15 protein-coding genes and 2 pseudogenes are annotated in these 15,481 nt (G+C 41.0%); 1 reads left to right on the forward strand and 16 read right to left on the reverse strand.

All coding sequences use genetic code 11. The features are described 5' to 3' along the window. Positions 1-64: 64 nt before the first annotated feature. The 4 genes from H8S37_RS02975 to fliB all read right to left on the reverse strand — a co-directional run bounded on the left by H8S37_RS02975 (position 65) and on the right by fliB (position 4,439). Positions 65-1,306: a D-alanyl-D-alanine carboxypeptidase family protein gene (locus tag H8S37_RS02975; RefSeq protein ID WP_186874556.1), complete on the reverse strand. Its 1,242-nt coding sequence runs from the start codon at positions 1,304-1,306 to the stop codon at positions 65-67. A gap of 75 nt (positions 1,307-1,381) precedes the next feature. Beyond that, positions 1,382-2,155, reverse strand: coding sequence for a C39 family peptidase (locus H8S37_RS02980; RefSeq protein WP_186874557.1), 774 nt, complete (start codon positions 2,153-2,155; stop codon positions 1,382-1,384). A gap of 75 nt (positions 2,156-2,230) precedes the next feature. After that, the gene (locus H8S37_RS02985; protein WP_186874558.1) at positions 2,231-3,280 is read right to left on the reverse strand and encodes an alcohol dehydrogenase; all 1,050 of its coding nucleotides are present in this window, start codon (positions 3,278-3,280) and stop codon (positions 2,231-2,233) included. 46 nt (positions 3,281-3,326) lie between these two features. Continuing rightward, positions 3,327-4,439, reverse strand: coding sequence for a flagellin lysine-N-methylase (fliB, locus tag H8S37_RS02990; protein ID WP_186874559.1), 1,113 nt, complete (start codon positions 4,437-4,439; stop codon positions 3,327-3,329). 142 nt (positions 4,440-4,581) lie between these two features. Between fliB and H8S37_RS02995 the strand changes: the two genes are divergently transcribed. Further along, entirely contained in the window at positions 4,582-5,295 is a 714-nt protein-coding gene (locus tag H8S37_RS02995) for a J domain-containing protein (protein WP_186874560.1), read from the forward strand. Here the strand turns inward: H8S37_RS02995 and H8S37_RS03000 are convergent. The 12 genes and pseudogenes from H8S37_RS03000 to H8S37_RS03055 form a co-directional block, all read right to left on the reverse strand. Beyond that, complete coding sequence (locus tag H8S37_RS03000) at positions 5,284-5,742, reverse strand: low molecular weight protein-tyrosine-phosphatase (protein WP_186874561.1); 459 nt, start codon at positions 5,740-5,742, stop codon at positions 5,284-5,286. The two genes, H8S37_RS02995 and H8S37_RS03000, sit on opposite strands and share 12 nt — an antisense overlap. Before the next feature lie 224 nt (positions 5,743-5,966). Beyond that, complete coding sequence (locus tag H8S37_RS03005; RefSeq protein WP_186874562.1) at positions 5,967-6,746, reverse strand: hypothetical protein; 780 nt, start codon at positions 6,744-6,746, stop codon at positions 5,967-5,969. A gap of 72 nt (positions 6,747-6,818) precedes the next feature. Further along, positions 6,819-7,757, reverse strand: a complete 939-nt coding sequence (locus H8S37_RS03010; RefSeq protein ID WP_186874563.1) for a hypothetical protein — start codon at positions 7,755-7,757, stop codon at positions 6,819-6,821. 152 nt (positions 7,758-7,909) lie between these two features. Then, a pseudogene (locus H8S37_RS03015) lies at positions 7,910-9,181 on the reverse strand (tyrosine-type recombinase/integrase). Next, entirely contained in the window at positions 9,144-9,386 is a 243-nt protein-coding gene (locus tag H8S37_RS03020) for an excisionase (protein WP_186874564.1), read from the reverse strand. The pseudogene H8S37_RS03015 and the gene H8S37_RS03020 overlap by 38 nt, the downstream one beginning before the upstream one ends. An 88-nt stretch (positions 9,387-9,474) precedes the next feature. After that, positions 9,475-9,669 carry an excisionase gene (locus H8S37_RS03025; RefSeq protein WP_186874565.1) on the reverse strand — a complete coding sequence of 65 codons (195 nt, stop codon included), beginning with the start codon at positions 9,667-9,669 and terminating at the stop codon, positions 9,475-9,477. Between the two features lie 81 nt (positions 9,670-9,750). Next, entirely contained in the window at positions 9,751-10,077 is a 327-nt protein-coding gene (locus tag H8S37_RS03030; protein ID WP_330604825.1) for an RNA polymerase subunit sigma-70, read from the reverse strand. Positions 10,078-10,209: 132 nt separating this feature from the next. Then, positions 10,210-12,136 (reverse strand): annotated as a pseudogene (locus H8S37_RS17605) (DNA polymerase). Between the two features lie 74 nt (positions 12,137-12,210). Continuing rightward, positions 12,211-12,369, reverse strand: a complete 159-nt coding sequence (locus tag H8S37_RS03040; protein ID WP_186874566.1) for a hypothetical protein — start codon at positions 12,367-12,369, stop codon at positions 12,211-12,213. 13 nt (positions 12,370-12,382) lie between these two features. Further along, positions 12,383-12,931, reverse strand: coding sequence for a DUF2815 family protein (locus H8S37_RS03045; RefSeq protein WP_186874567.1), 549 nt, complete (start codon positions 12,929-12,931; stop codon positions 12,383-12,385). 4 nt (positions 12,932-12,935) lie between these two features. Further along, a complete protein-coding gene (locus H8S37_RS03050) occupies positions 12,936-14,027 on the reverse strand; it encodes a DUF2800 domain-containing protein (protein WP_186874568.1) in 1,092 nt (363 codons plus the stop codon). A gap of 52 nt (positions 14,028-14,079) precedes the next feature. After that, positions 14,080-15,477 (reverse strand): hypothetical protein, encoded by a 1,398-nt coding sequence (locus H8S37_RS03055; RefSeq protein WP_186874569.1) that lies wholly within the window; start codon positions 15,475-15,477, stop codon positions 14,080-14,082. Positions 15,478-15,481: the final 4 nt, after the last annotated feature.

The following is a 15,481-nucleotide window of genomic DNA, read 5'->3' on the forward strand; positions in this document are numbered from 1 at the left end:
CATAAGGCACCTTTGGTACAGCCTTTGTTTTCTCTTAGTGTTCAGCCAATATATAGAAACAGCATTAAACACACCATTGTCTAAAAGCATCCTTTAAATAATCAAAAACTCCTGCTTTTTCAACATTCTCTCCTGCAATAATCGGAACACTGCCTATTTCTTTGCCGTCCAGTTTATATACGACCTTTCCTATCTGTTCTCCTTTTTTTAGAGGCGCTTTCACCGGTTCCTTTAAATCCACACTTTTTGTAATCTGGTTTAGGTTCGCCCCAGTCGTATCTAAATAGGAAAATGTATCTGCATAGCTGCAAGAAACTTTCTCTTGTACACCGCCTTCTACAGAAACCGGCTTCATCTTCTCCGGCTCCTTATCCTGGTATACCTGACATTTTCCAAATCCATAATTCAGCAATGTCGTAGCATCTTGAAATCTTAGCTTTGAATTCTCCGCTGCCATGACAACCGCAATCAATTCCACTTCGTTTTTCTCTGCTGTCGCCGAAACACAAAATTTCGCATCTCCTGTAGAGCCTGTTTTCAACCCTGTCGTATACTCGTACTGCCTTACCAGTTTGTTGGTATTGGTAAGTCCAAATTCTGAACTTCCCTTGTCTGTCGTATGTGTAATATTTTCCATCCATACCATACAGTAGTCATGTATCTGCGGATATTTTGTGATCAACTCTCTGGACATTAGCGCAATGTCCCTCGCGCTGGTTACATGTCCATCTGCATCCAGCCCATTACAATTTACAAAGTTTGTATTTTCCATTCCCAGTTCTTTGGCACGTTCATTCATCTGGCGGACAAACTCTTCTTCATTCCCTGCTATGTATTCTGCCATTGCTACACATGCGTCATTGGCACTCGCCACAGAGATACATTTTATCATTGTATCCACCGTCTGCTTCTCTCCCACCTCCAGAAAAACCTGTGAACCACCCATAGATGCGGCATATTCTGAGGTCGTGACCTCTTCCTCCAAAGAAATCTTTCCTTCTTCTAATGCGTCAAAAATCAAAAGCAAGGTCATAATTTTCGTCACACTGGCGGGCGGCCTTGCCGTATCTGCATCCTTTTCGTAAATGACAGTACCGGTGGAAGCTTCCATCAAAATCACTGACGGCGCGCTGACTTCTGGGCCGGCCGCCTGTTTGCCGCTTTCTTCTGTTTCTTCATTTTCCTGTGTTTCTGCAGTTGTTTCTTCTTGCTCTTCCTCATACAAAATATCCGGCGCCGCCGGCATCGCATACACACTCTGTACACACAAACAGGCACTTAAGAGTATTCCCAGAACTGTTTTCATAAAATAACTCCCTCTACTATATCGTCTATTACCAATATAGTAAAGGGAGTGAAAAAATAGAACTCTAATCTCTGTTTACAGCAGGACAATTGCATATTGTCCAATGATATTGTAAATTTCCTCAAATGCCTCTTTCTCCCGCTTAATCGTTCCCATCAACGGATCTTGTACAATCAGCGTTCCTTCTTCTAAATCATAGCCGGAAAGAACTACACAATGTTCTGTGTCGTACCACGGAAATGCGCTGTCCTCCTGCTCTATTAAGACAGGCATTTCCATATACATAGAAGTCCACACTGCCACCGGATGACCGCAGGCTATATAGTGGAGCAGCTCCTCCATACTTTTCCCTGTAAGATCCACTGGATTTATTAAAGAGTCCTGTTCATCCAGATACACCTGTGCCGTCTTTACAAGCGTGGGCGGAAAACACCCCGCCCCTTCATAGGAGGCAGGGTCACCGACATATCCTTCGTCAAAATTCCAATTTTCACTGTAAATCAGATATTCCTCTGCAATCGTTGTTTTATCCAGTTCAAATCCTTCGTATCGCAGCAGCATTGTCAGCGCAACCGACTCACAGCCTGTGGGCAGCTCTGGTTCCTGATAGATAGCTTCTACATCTAAAATAACAGAACGTGGAAGGCGCTTTTCTTCTATCTCTTTCATTTTCTCTTTTTTATTTTTCGTTCCGTTCTCCTCATACTTTTCGGCAGAGGCTGACGCATCCTGTACTTTTGTTTCCTTGTCTGAAAACCGTAACTCTTCTACTGCCGCACTTTTACAGCCGCTAAGACTAATTACGAGCACAGTTAATATTGCGGCCGTTATCTTCTGACTTTTTTTCATCCTTATTCAGGTCCCTTCTTTTTGTATCTATATTCTGCCCCATATTTTCTTTCGTCAGCGGTTTTCACAGAAATTTCATGCTCCTTTCACACAAATTGCATATTTTATAACGCCTTCTTTTTTATGTTCAAAAATATCATATGCCTCTATAATATGGTCAAATGTAGTGCGGTGGGTAATCATACATGTTGTATTTAGGTTTCCTTTTTCTATCTCCTTTAATATTTTTTCACAGTCTGCTGCATCTACCCCTCCGGTTTTAAAAGTCAGGTTTTTCCCATACATATCTGGAAACGGCAGTACCTGCGGATTTTCATACATCGCTACAATCCCGACAACCGCATTGGGCCTTGCAATCTTCCATGCAAGTTCGAAGGTCGCGGAGGTTCCGGCTGCTTCTACTACAAAATCCGCGCCTCTTCCTTCTGTCAGTTCCCGTATTTTTTCTTCTACGCGGTCTTTACCAGGATTCAACACTATATCCGCAATTTTTTCCCTTTTAACTGCTTCCAGCCTGTCTGTATCTATGTCTATAGCAACCAGCTTTCCGGGGTGGTATAAAGCCATGCACAGCATCGTACAGATTCCTGCCGGCCCTGCACCAATAACTGCCACTGTATCTTCCGGATGAATTTCTGACATTTTCGCTGCCCAATAGCCAGTAGAAAGCAAATCTCCTGTAAAAAGAGCCGCTTCGTCACTGACAGAATCCGGTATTTTCGTCAGCCCATTGTCTGCATAGGGAATCCGGACATACTCCGCCTGCCCTCCGTCAATTCTGCATCCCAGCGCCCATCCTCCATTCGCATCCTGACAGTTATTGACATATCCTCTTTTACAGAAATAACATTCTCCACAGAATGTTTCTACATTTACTGCCACCCTGTCTCCCGATCTTATTTTTTTAACTGCGCTTCCTGTCCTTACAACCCTTCCTACAAATTCATGTCCCAGTATGACTCCCTCTTTCGCCTTTGGTACCGCCCCATGTTTGATGTGAATATCGCTGGAACATATTGTAGCGAGTGTTACTTCTACCAGCGCGTCTGTATCTTCTACTATTTCTGGAAGCGGCCGTTCTTCCAGTCCGATTTTTCCATTTCCATGATATACTACTGCTTTCATATTTCTCTTCTTCTCCTTTTTTTCTGTATTCCCTGTTTCTCTTACATTACAGTGCCTCTAACAACCTCTCCAAAGGAAATGTCTCTTCTCTTTCCAAAAGCTGTTCTAATATCCTTTTATTCTTGTCGGAATGTTCTACCTCCCTTGCAAAACGATGGATCACATCTGCCGCGAGAATTTGCTTTTCTTCCCCTGGCTTCTCTATGTCTATGGTAAGCAGTATTTCTCTGATTAAAATCGTACATACAAAAGAAAACTTCATTTTACTATATGCACTGCTGTCATACACTGCACCGCAAAAATATGTAAACACAAAATAGATCATAATCTGCTCTATCCAAATCTCATTTTTTATGCGATTCTTTTTTTCTTTCAGTTTCTGCCTGATATTTTCCAGATAACCAATCCACTCCTCCTGTAATACTTCCAGACTATCCAATAACCGAAAAAACTTTTTTAGCATATACATAGATGTTTCCACATGTTCTTCCTTTGTCTGCATTTTATATACTTTCTCCTGGAACCATCTGATACTCTCTGGCTGACTGTATCTTGCAAGCAAGGTGTCTGTTTCTGACAGAAGATTTTTATCTATTCTCTGCTGAAAATCATGAGCCAGAGCCAGAACCATCGCCATTCTGACATCTATCGAATACTTCCTGTTCTGTAAAATAGAAATACTCAAATCTCTTGTATCCATTAACTTCGTAAATAATAAAAAATCAAATTCCAGATACGGTTTTTCTTCTCTTTCATTTTCTGCCTTCAAGAACCGGACTGGTTCTTTCATTTCCAGCAAAATTCTGACAACCTCCGGGCAAGATAAAGAAAGAGAAATTTCTCTAAGCCCCTCATATTCTTCGATATGTCTGGGATACAGCCGGCATGTCCTGCATAACATCTGTTCTCCAGCCTCTCTATAAATGTCGCACAGATTGTCCTCATTTAAAAAAGCGCACCTTCCCTTATACTCTCGAAATGAACCTGTCCTCCAATCCACTTCATTTTTCAAGCGGTTTCCAAAGCTGCTTTTTACCTTTCGATATTTCTTCAAAGAACTCTTATCGATCATAATCTGCCATCCTGCACAGCATGTATCTGGACAACGCTGTGCTGTACATTGGAATTTTCTATAATAATGCGGAACTATATACTGCATCTCTTTTCCTCCTGGTTTTATTGTACCACGCTCTTCTTCACACACAAGATAGATTCCCTGCCGTTTTTCTTGATTTTTCTTCCAGTATAGCGTATATTTATCATGGGTAGAATAAATAATGTTTTAGAATAAGGAGGCAGGCATGGGGACTCGTACATATTATGAAATTCTTGGCGTATCCCGCGATGCAACACTAGAAGAAATTACCAGCGCAAAAAACGCTCTGGCAAAAGTATATCATCCAGATGCAAATATGCATAATGATATTGATACAACCGCATATATGCAGGAAATATTAGAGGCTTACCGGATATTATCTAATCCGGACAAACGGAAAAAATATAATCAAAAATTGTTCGGAAAGCAGCAGCGGGTTTTCCGTACTTATACCATGACCGATGCAAAAGAAGAAGATACCAATTCTCCTTCTTTCGTTACATATTGGAACGCTGCCTGCAAGCTCAATGAAACAATCGAAAAAAGCATCCATTTGATGGAATATAAGGCAAAGAAAAAAAGCCTGCCACAGAAAATATTCAGAAAAATAGGAAAAGATACAAAAGAAGATACGTTTCGGCTTCGGCAGCTAAATCAACTATCTCTTCAGGCAATTCAATATATTGCTACTTTAAAAACCGCCGAGATCCCAATGGATTACTGGAATCCCGACGCTATGAACTGGGTACTCATCCGCTGGGGACAGAAGCAGAATATGGACTATCTTGCTTTATTTTCCAGATACGATGCTTTCATAGAACAAAATAAATCCAGCACCGAAAAGCTCCGGTTAAAATCCCATAACCGCCAGTTTCATCATAATTTAAAAAAACTGCTCTCCTACGCTTTAGAGGCGTAGGAGACATTCTTCAAGGAGGGCTTCACAGCCCTCTTTTACATCTTCATAGGTTGTGTCAAAATCGCCGGTATACCAAGGATCCGCAATGTCTCTGGGGGTATCTGAAAAGTCCAGAAGCCGGCATACCTTTTCTTTTGGATCTGTCCCTAAAATCCGCAGCATATTCCGCAGATTCCACTCTTCCATTCCGATCAGATAGTCAAATTTTTCATAGTCTCCTTTTTCTATCTGCCGCGCTCTGTGATTCCCGCATGGAATCCCTTCTTCTGTAAGTTTCCGGCGCGTGCCGCGGTGAACCGGATTCCCAATTTCCTCCCGACTGGTAGCGGCAGAATCAATATAGAACGAGTCCGCTAAGCCAGCCTTGTTTACTAAATCCTTCATAACATATTCTGCCATTGTAGAACGGCAGATGTTGCCGTGGCAGATGAAAAGTATTTTTATCATTGTATTTTCCCTCCTGAAATGCCTCGTTTTGCCCTATTTTACGCACTTTTTTGGATTTCTTCAAGAGCTACAGTTTTCCGGAAACTGTAGCAAAAACGGCAAAATACGGCAGTTCGAGACCAAGTGTAGTAGTCTGTAGTAGTCAATTGGTAGTCTGTTTAGGGGGTGCAGACTACCGGGGTTTTTGAACCTTTTAACGATTGTTTGGTTAAGGGGGTGCAACATTAAACAATCAATCGTTTTCCCAAATATCCGCTTTCCTTCATCCGTTTATATGTACCAAGTGTATCATTTTTATTTACAAATTCCAAGGCTTCATAATATTCCATTCCTAACATAAGTAAATTCATTCTTGCCGCATGCAAATAGTTTTCATACCATGCCCATTCTGGATTTTTCGATAATTCCCTAATCGTAGAACGTGATACTATAGGATTTAGTGCGTAATTATCTGGTTGACAAAAACTTTTTACAATATTGATATTATTTTCCATCACTATTGCTTGTCCTGCTGTAGAACCACCCATATTATTCCACGGCGGAAAATGACCAAATTTTCTCCGAAAAGCTTCAATTAATATTCCTTCTACTCTTTTTATATCATCCCGTCCTTGCTCGCTCATCATATCCTCTATTGGAGAATTCTGTTCTTGTGCAAATTTTTCATACCCTTTTCTATTTCTATGAACTAATGGTTGAGATAACGGTGACTGTACAAATATCGTATATCCTAATCGTTCATTTTTTGAAAAATAATCTTCAATTTGCTTTTGTTTTGAACCTTCTTTAACTGGCAAAATCCCATTATGTTGTTTAAATCTTTCTGCTAAATCTCCTGCTAAACCTATATAAAGAACTGCTTCGGCATAATAATCCCAAAAACAATATATTCCTGCAGAAGCCCATCCGTAATTATCTCTCGGCGAGCATAAATCATCAATCGCATTTGCCATTTCTAAAGCTTCTTCTCTTCTATACGCATCTATAATAACAGTTCCAAACATTTACTGTCTCCTTATAAAAATTACTTGTATGAATCACTCTTCATAATTTATCTTTACTAACTAAATTATTTATTACATAATAATTCCCTTTCGTTTTAATTCTTGTTTCATCAGATAGTGGTGCGTTTTACAATCCACTTCTAAATCATTCTCATATATAATCCAATCATTTATAACCTCTAATGCATAATCTAGGTAATCTTGTTCCAATAGAACACCCGATTCTTTTAAGAAATTTATTCTGATCACAAGTTCAATAACATATACAAAATACCATGTTGCATAATCTGTAATTTCATCTTCTGAATCAAACACAAAAGTAGCCAAACTATTCTCTGAATATTTATAATGATCGAATGTGTGTCTTTCTTCTGTTAATAATACTTTATATCTTTGACCATCCACACCAAGCAAAGAAATCCCTTGTTGCAATTTTGTACTATCTACAGTCTTCTTAAAAAATCTATCCAAACTGGCTTTTACATTATTCGTCTCTTTAAATGTATTTATCACAAAACCATCTGCGATATTTAATAATAACGATAATCTGTGGTTAACATTTATTTTCCCGTAATTTTCTGAATTCAAATAATAAAATGCATTCACTAGCGATTTGGTCATTTTTTTATCTGAAATACTCATATTACGAAATTTATCATACTTTTCCAACACATTTGTTGCTAAATTTCTTTTCGATCTTCCTAACAATTCTGAATGATACCATTTTTTATCCGTCTTATAAAATGATAATGTAAAAAGTTCTTTACAGTCCTTTTTATGTCCATCAATTTCAAATGATATTGGCTCATAAAAATACCCATCATATAGAAACAGTAACTCCCAAATCAATTTAAACACAGTTTTGATATTTTCATTGCCTTCAAGAATCAACTCACAATTAGTGTCTTTTATTTTGATATCCGCACAAACGCCTTTATATTCTGTTTTTATTTCTTGATCACTCCAATTACGGACATAGTCTTTTATTTTCATATTAACTATCCACTTCATAAATTGCTCCTTGCCAATACTTTTCCTAAGCACATAAGTTTTTCGCATATTCTAATCTGCCTCAATTATACAATCTTTCTCGTATCTCCACAATTCCCAACACAAAAATAACGCCCAAGGATTCTTCCAATCCCTGAGCGCCTCCATTCATCTTATACTATCTTAAACATATTCTGCCTCATCGGCTTCTTACCTTCCGCCTTATCCACTTCTTTCCTCGCCTGCTCCAGTTCCTCCATGCGAATCATCTCGTTCTTCGCATCATCCAAACCGAGATGCGTGTACGTATTCATCGTCACTCCGATATCCGAATGCCCCATTAGGTACTGCAGCGTTTTTGGATTCATTCCAGCTTTCGCCTGATTACTGCAGTAAGTATGTCTGCAAATGTGCAGCGTGATCTTCGGCATCTGTACTTTGAAAATGCTGTTGTACCGATTCACTGCATTTTTAAATCGATGCTCCCAATGCAGCGCCACTTCCGGCATCCCGTCCTTATCTCTGAAAAGGAATCCCACATAACCATCCACCATAATCTCCGGAAGATCCGTTGGTCTGTCTTCCAGAATCGCCTGAAACATTCGGAACACATCCTCTGTCATCGGAATCTTTCTAGTTCCGGCGTTGGTCTTCGTAGATTCAATGTGGTACTCCATGCTGCCGATTCGCTGAAGCTGATGATCAATGTTGATGATGCGGTTCTTCAAATCAATATCCTTAATGGTTAATCCGCAAAATTCCGAAATTCGAAGCCCTGTATGAAATAAGATGTAGAATACCTCATAGTATTTGCAGTACACATTATCGTCATGTACAAACTTTAGGAACTTCCTCATCTGGTCTTTCGTGATAGCTTCTCTGGTATGCTCCGTATTCACCACCACACCGGCAAGCTGGAATGCAAATGGATTTTTTACGATAATATCATCATCCATTGCCATCTGAAATGCCGGTCTGAGAACACCTCGCACCGTTTTAATGCTGCTTGACCCTCGCCCATCCTGCTGTAACTTAATAAGAAATAACTTTGCATCCGACGTCTTTACTTCCGAAATCTTCTTACTTCCAAACTCCTCTTTTTCCATCAAATTCTTTACAAATTTATAATTGATGAGGGTATTCGGCTTCACACCGGTTCTCGTCTGCAGATAACGGTCAATCAGCTCATTTACCATCATCTTTTTACCCATTGGATCCAGTTTGGAATCTAAATCCTGCTGTACCATCTTCTCCAGTTCCCTAAGGGAAAGGCAGGGCTGCTTTCCTACCGGCTACGGATCTGTTGGAACCAGTCTCCAACTGTAAAGAAATTTAGGTTTCCCATCCACTACATATTTATACTGGTATTTTCCGTTGGCTCTGATTGATTCGCCAGTGTGTAAAATCCTATGCTTCGAGTCTCTTCTTTGTCCTTGGCTTGCCATTTGCTAACCCCTCCTTTACTCCCGGTTTCTTCAAGTATTTGATAAATTCGTCTTTAATGATCAACTTGCGAGTGCCGTACATCGCCATAAAAGGCAAATTCTTCTCTTCCGCCAGTCGGAACAACTTTCTCCTACTAAGTCCAAAATATTCTGCCGTTTCGATGACTGTAAGAAAATCCTTATCTGCTAGTGATGGTCTGCTCATCGTGTCTTCCTCCTTCTTCGCTTTTGGTAGTAACATATATCACTCTAAACCGCATAAATAGCAACTACTTTCGGCAGAATAAATGCATTTATATCATGGGATTATTCTGCAGAAATTCCTCAAACTTTGTACGTATAATCAGGTATCGATTTCCACTATACACAGCAAATGTTCCCAGATTATCTTCTGCCAATCTCCGCATCTTCTTCACACCAATATTAAAATAGGATCCTGCCTCATTGATTGAAAGCATATATTTTTCACTTAATGGCAACTTCTCCATATGCCGCACCTCCATATTTTTTGGTAGTCGTATATTCCCGTAAAGTCTGGAAAAATGCAACTACTTTCTCCACTATATTTCTTATTCTTTATCCTGTATTTCAAACCTGCCCTTTACATAGCAGACATGACTGCAATATTTCCTCTTTGCATTCCCATACACAGAAAAAGGCTTGCCGCAGGCAGGACAGATATACTCATAAATCGCCTTTCGTTTTACCTGATCCAGATGAGAATTCCACCACTGATTCCTGCATTTATCGGAACAGAATCTCTTTCTCTTCTTTCCTTTTTTCTGTTCAATACTTTTGCCGCAGTTCTCGCAAACCGTCTCTGGTAAGCTCTGTTCTAAGGCTTCACTGCTCAGACCATTTCTTCTGCAATAGGATTTTACACTATTTGCAGACAAATCCAGTTCCTTTGCAATCTGCTATACCCCATTCCTGTCTTGCGGTATGCAGCTATCTGAAGTTTTTGTTCATTTGTCATAAAGAAAACACCTCCTACCAGGTAGCCTTGGCAGGAGGCAAAAAAGGACGTTTTAATCTTTTTTATAAAAATCACAAGTATAGCCATCAGCACGAAGGAGTAGCCCTTCTGCCCACTTCGGCACTCTTGCCATCTGTTCACACACAGCCTCAAGGCTCATGCATGGATCTGCTTCAATAATAATTTCATCATGAACATGAGCAACGATTCTGCAGCACCGGAGTGTCTTCATAGCATACATCAGTATGTCACGGGATGTTGCCTGAACGATATTTTCCACGAATTTAGGACCGTAGCTTTCTAAGCGTTCCCACTTTTTCGTACCACCCACCCCTTCATATGTGACAGACTCACCACCGAACTTATTCTCTCCCATGCGTGGTTTTACATAGGAAAGGACTCTGCCGGATGGCAAGGTAATAAACAACATCCCACTTCTGCAGGAAAAATGAACACCGTGTGTTACAGCGGTTGTCTTTTGCTTTATAGCTTTTTTCACAGCATTATCAACATCCTACCAGAATCTAATGATATTTGGATTTGAACTTCTCCAAACTGATACCAGTTCCGGCAGTTCTTCTTCCGCAAGTCCCATCTCAAGAGCACCCATAGATTTCAAAGCGCCTGTCGATCCTCCGTATCCTAACGCAAGCTCCGCAATTTTACCCTTCTGACGAAGATGTCCATTCACTCCGTGCTTTTCAACCGGAACACCAAACATCTGACTTGCCGATGCACAATAGATGTCTCCACCCTTTTCAAATACATCTATTCTCCAAGATTCCCCTGCAAACCATGCAATTACCCTAGCTTCAATGGCAGAAAAGTCTGCAACGATGAACGTTTTGTTCACCGTAGGGATAAACGCTGTTCTGATCAACTGTGATAAGGTATCTGGGATATCGTCATATAAAAGGTCGAGAGAATCATAGTTATCACATCTCATAAGAGCTCTTGCTTCCGCCAAATCTTCCCATATGATTCTGCGGAAGATTCTGCAGTTGTACAAGTCTTCCCGCAAATCGTCCTGTGCGATTAGCACCGTAGAACTGAAACATTCCCCTTACCCTGCCATCTTTACACATAGAATTCTGCATTGCCTGATATTTACGCACCGATGATTTGACCAGTTTCTGTCTTAAAGAAAGCACCTCTGACATATTGTCTGGCACTTCATTAATCAGCGCTGCAACCGCCTTTTTATCAAGTGTTTCCGTTTCGACTCCATTATCGGACAGCCATTCTTTCATCTGTACTGCCGAATTAGGATTGTCAAGACTGGTCAGTTCCTGCAGTTTTGTCATAAGTTTTTCACGAGATACTTTATCAATCTCAATACACTTTTCTACAAAATCAGTATCAACCAGAATGCCTCTGTCGTTGATTTCCTGGTCAAGATCATATTCATCCCATACAAAATCCGGCACAGGGAATTTCTGCAGTCTGCTCTGAATCTGCATCTCTGCTTCCACATCACGAATGTTATATGCTTTGAATCGTTCCCACTTTTCCATATCATGCTGTGGCAGATTTCTTGTTCTGCCGCCATTGGATTTTGTTGGGTTACACGGTGTACAAAAATATCTGATAAGATCTTTTCCCTCAGTCAGTTTCTGCTTTTCCAGTCCAAGAACGGCACCTGCACCTTCCAGTGACAACGGAAGTCCCATATACGCAGACCACACCATCGAACATTTCCATGAATCTGGTTCAAGATAAGTCCCATGCTCATATTCAAGAAACTTCGATAAACAGATTCTTTCAAACTGTGCATTAAAAGCCCACTTTGTAACAGAATCATTTTCCAGGGCATCATGTATTTCCTGTGGCATTCTTTCCCCACAAGCAAGATCTATTACTTTTACTTCTCCGCCATCAATACTATAACCAAAGAGCAGAACTTCAAAGTCCGGTGATTCCACATATCGGTACACTCCTGCCTTTGACAGATTGACTGAAGAGAATGTTTCAATATCTATTTCTAAATTTTACATTCACTGCCTCCAATAAAAAAGCGGGCGATACAAGATTCCCCCATACCGCCCTAAACTGATTATTCCGCTTTTTCCTGTTCTTTTTGCTCTTTTTTCTTACGTCTCTTTTTCTTCAGATAGCTGATGCCATCTGAAACCATGATGCTGAAAGTCCCAATTAAGAACCCCATCGTACATCCGAAACAAACTGTAAGCATAAAGTTCTGTACTTCTGTCATGATGTTGCCCTCCTTATGCTAAAAAGTCATCGTCATCTACTGTACCGAAATCATCTGCAGCAGAAGTCTTACCGCCAAGGGATTCTCCGTCACGGATTTTCTGAATATTGCCAAGACCGCAAGCGATACCTTTATTTCCGTTGGAATTGAATGCATAAAAGTTAAGAGATACTCTTGCATAGCAGCCAGAATACACTTCCCCTCTGTCAAGGATAGGTTTTACTGCACGGTCAACAATCTGTGGTGCTGTTGTACTGTTGGCATTGATGAAGTAATGCCCTTTATATGCTTCATCGTCACGTTCAATATCACCATCTCTTAAAGGTAACTTGATAGTAGCCTTATTCGGTTTCTTTTCGCCGAATTTTGCAATCCCATCTTCGATTGCAGCATCAATAGCCGCATTGATCGCATTTACTGTTTCCGTATCTGTTTTTGGAATCAGTACAGATACGGAATACCTTTCTCCACCGCCATTGATGGAAACAGGCTCCCATCCGTGAAAATAAGATAATCTTGTGTTTACACCTGTGATAACTTTCGTTCTGTTCATATTTGCCATAATATTAATCCTCCATGATTTCATTAAATTCGTTTTTTACGTTTGATACATTCATTGCCGGACGCTTGTCTGTAATCGATACAAGAGTCGGCTTACCCGGTGGTTTATAAATGAGATCACCGAGAATCTCCTCAAAAACAGTTTTTCCCATCAATTTCTGCATCTCCGTCATCGGAATCAAAGACTGACGATAAATATCTATATAACCATGTTCCTTTGCTGCTTCTGCCACCAACTGCTCATCACGGTACTTACGATTGGAACGACCTTCTACTACTTTAAATCCATTCCATTCTTTTCCGTGGTTTACTGCAGCCTCAGTAGCGTAAGCTGTGATTTCGTTTGCCCACTTGGTAAGATCCGGCAGCACAGCAAGAACTTCTTCAATTTCCGTATCCGTAAGAAGTGGCGGCAATTTAAATTCAAGTCTGGCAAGCTTCATTTTTTCTTCTGCTCTGGCTCTGCATTTGACTGCGGCCTTGCAGAAGGTACACCATTCTCCCGGAAGATACTCACCCTCTCCATCATAAGCCATCTGCGCTTTTGGCTTTAATTCGTCCTCCGCCCAACTTTTCAATTCTTCAATTGAAATTGTCCATGTACTGATATTTTCCCTCCTGGGCTGAAAGATTGTCATCGACACTTTCTTGATATCGTAGAGTGCATCGTAGATTTCCAACGCCCCTAATGCATACAACATCATCTGTGGGTTATGTTCCGCTTCAACAAAAATGCCTCGTCCATATTTGAAATCAATGATATGAAGGGTATCATCTGAAATAATGATGCAGTCTCCCGTACCAAATCCATCCGGCACATGGCAGGAAAAATCAAGTCTCTGCTCGATGAGGATGATCGGGTCTTTACAAGACTTCTTTGCCTCTTCGTACTGCTCCATGACATACTCTGTATAAGAATCGGTGCATTCCTCCATCTCATCGGAGTTATAATCTGATACCGGACGTTTGCTTCTCTTCTTCAGAGCTTTCTTAAGTTTGTGTTCACAAAGGGCATGTGCCGCAGTTCCTTCTTTGGCAGCCTCAGATGTCTGTGATTCAAATTGAAAGCTCCAATATCTATCATGCCAGTCCTGCAAAACAGTCTAAGTAACTCCCGTCCGGTTAGTCTCTGACCGCAAAAGTCTGATATTATTCTGCTTCTTCCGTCAGCGTGTAGGTAATCTTCATGGTCTTATCCGTAGTCTTTACCACCGCTGAGGATAAATTGTTGATCGTTGCAAGATAAGGCGTGAGCAGGTACATGGTCCTGTACTCTTTCCCATAACTTCCGCCCCATCCCAAAAGGAACTGCTTATACTGAAACAGCGGGGTTGCCGCATGGTTCAGCCTCTGGTTCCCTTTCGTTTTAACCACCGTATCATCTGCTGTAATCTGATAATCCGTACCAATGATAAGGTCTCCGATCAGCGTCAGATACAGTTCACAGGTGCCGGATTCACAAAGCGGCTTCCCACCGGAAGTAAATCCAAACGGGATCCGTGTGATATCGGCTGAATTTTTGACATTGATTTTATAAATCCCCTTCTTATCATAGGCTGGTACATACAGGTAACCGTTCCTCATACAGCACCTGCACACCCTTTCCGGAAAACTGGAATCCGTGGCGCGTTCCCCCACTGCCATCAGATGCGCATTGGATAACGTCCACGAACCTTCTTCAATGGAATAATCTGTTTTTGAAATCTTAACCCACAGCATAGCCGCATCCCCGGAAGAATTCCCCTCATTAGAAAAACCATACCAGTATCCGTCCTGTCCATCCAGAAACTCACCATGCTTTGTGTAGCTTCCAAAAAATTCAAAGGTTGACGCTGTAATCGTTTTATCTTCCAAGACCTTATATGTGGAATCATTGATCTTTTCATTCAAACCAATACTGAAAACAGGGATACGGCTCTTCCTGACACGCACACTGGAATCTTCAAAGGTGATGGAATACAGGATATCGTTCTCAAAATCAACCTCTGCTGTTTCAAACAATACCATCTGTTTTGCAAGACCAAGATCCCCAATATCCACTGCTTTCAGCTGTAAAAAGGTACTGGCATCTGCCACGCTGCTCCCGAATCCGTTTTCCCCGCCTTTTGCCCCGGTTAGTGCAATGGCTGCGATTGTTCCATTCCCCTGGCTCGGCGTAAATTCCCAGACAAACTTATATCCGTTATCCAGCGCCTTACTCTCCGTCAGGTTCAGACTCCCTCTCACCGTATTGGCTGTGGAATTGACATTATTGGATGCATAGGCAACCGGAAGGTTATCCGACTGCACATAAATATTGTCCGCATTCTCTTCCAATGTCTTTGGAAAGAGCAAAATTCCACCGATCATGTTCGGACAGATGGGAAGCAGATTGTCTGTCCATATAAGACCTGTAGAATATTCCTCTTCCGTATAAAATATTGCCATGGGATTCAGTCCCAGAATGTTATTTACCGCATTGGTCACCATATTTTCTTCCACAACCGTTTCCACTTCCCCGGTATTCACATCCGTCAGTTCCATGACCATTGTTCCCTTTAACCTCATAAAA

This window comes from Mediterraneibacter hominis (assembly GCF_014287475.1).
In the GTDB taxonomy this organism is placed as follows: domain Bacteria; phylum Bacillota; class Clostridia; order Lachnospirales; family Lachnospiraceae; genus Mediterraneibacter; species Mediterraneibacter hominis.

What these genes read in the sequence shown, in the direction of transcription:
- H8S37_RS02975 (WP_186874556.1), bottom strand. Translation starts at nt 1,306, where the DNA reads ATGAAAACAGTTCTGGGAATACTCTTAAGTGCCTGTTTGTGTGTACAG.
- H8S37_RS02980 (WP_186874557.1), bottom strand. Translation starts at nt 2,155, where the DNA reads ATGAAAAAAAGTCAGAAGATAACGGCCGCAATATTAACTGTGCTCGTA.
- H8S37_RS02985 (WP_186874558.1), bottom strand. Translation starts at nt 3,280, where the DNA reads ATGAAAGCAGTAGTATATCATGGAAATGGAAAAATCGGACTGGAAGAA.
- fliB (WP_186874559.1), bottom strand. Translation starts at nt 4,439, where the DNA reads ATGCAGTATATAGTTCCGCATTATTATAGAAAATTCCAATGTACAGCA.
- H8S37_RS02995 (WP_186874560.1), top strand. Translation starts at nt 4,582, where the DNA reads ATGGGGACTCGTACATATTATGAAATTCTTGGCGTATCCCGCGATGCA.
- H8S37_RS03000 (WP_186874561.1), bottom strand. Translation starts at nt 5,742, where the DNA reads ATGATAAAAATACTTTTCATCTGCCACGGCAACATCTGCCGTTCTACA.
- H8S37_RS03005 (WP_186874562.1), bottom strand. Translation starts at nt 6,746, where the DNA reads ATGTTTGGAACTGTTATTATAGATGCGTATAGAAGAGAAGAAGCTTTA.
- H8S37_RS03010 (WP_186874563.1), bottom strand. Translation starts at nt 7,757, where the DNA reads ATGAAGTGGATAGTTAATATGAAAATAAAAGACTATGTCCGTAATTGG.
- H8S37_RS03020 (WP_186874564.1), bottom strand. Translation starts at nt 9,386, where the DNA reads ATGAGCAGACCATCACTAGCAGATAAGGATTTTCTTACAGTCATCGAA.
- H8S37_RS03025 (WP_186874565.1), bottom strand. Translation starts at nt 9,669, where the DNA reads ATGGAGAAGTTGCCATTAAGTGAAAAATATATGCTTTCAATCAATGAG.
- H8S37_RS03040 (WP_186874566.1), bottom strand. Translation starts at nt 12,369, where the DNA reads ATGACAGAAGTACAGAACTTTATGCTTACAGTTTGTTTCGGATGTACG.
- H8S37_RS03045 (WP_186874567.1), bottom strand. Translation starts at nt 12,931, where the DNA reads ATGGCAAATATGAACAGAACGAAAGTTATCACAGGTGTAAACACAAGA.
- H8S37_RS03055 (WP_186874569.1), bottom strand. Translation starts at nt 15,477, where the DNA reads ATGAGGTTAAAGGGAACAATGGTCATGGAACTGACGGATGTGAATACC.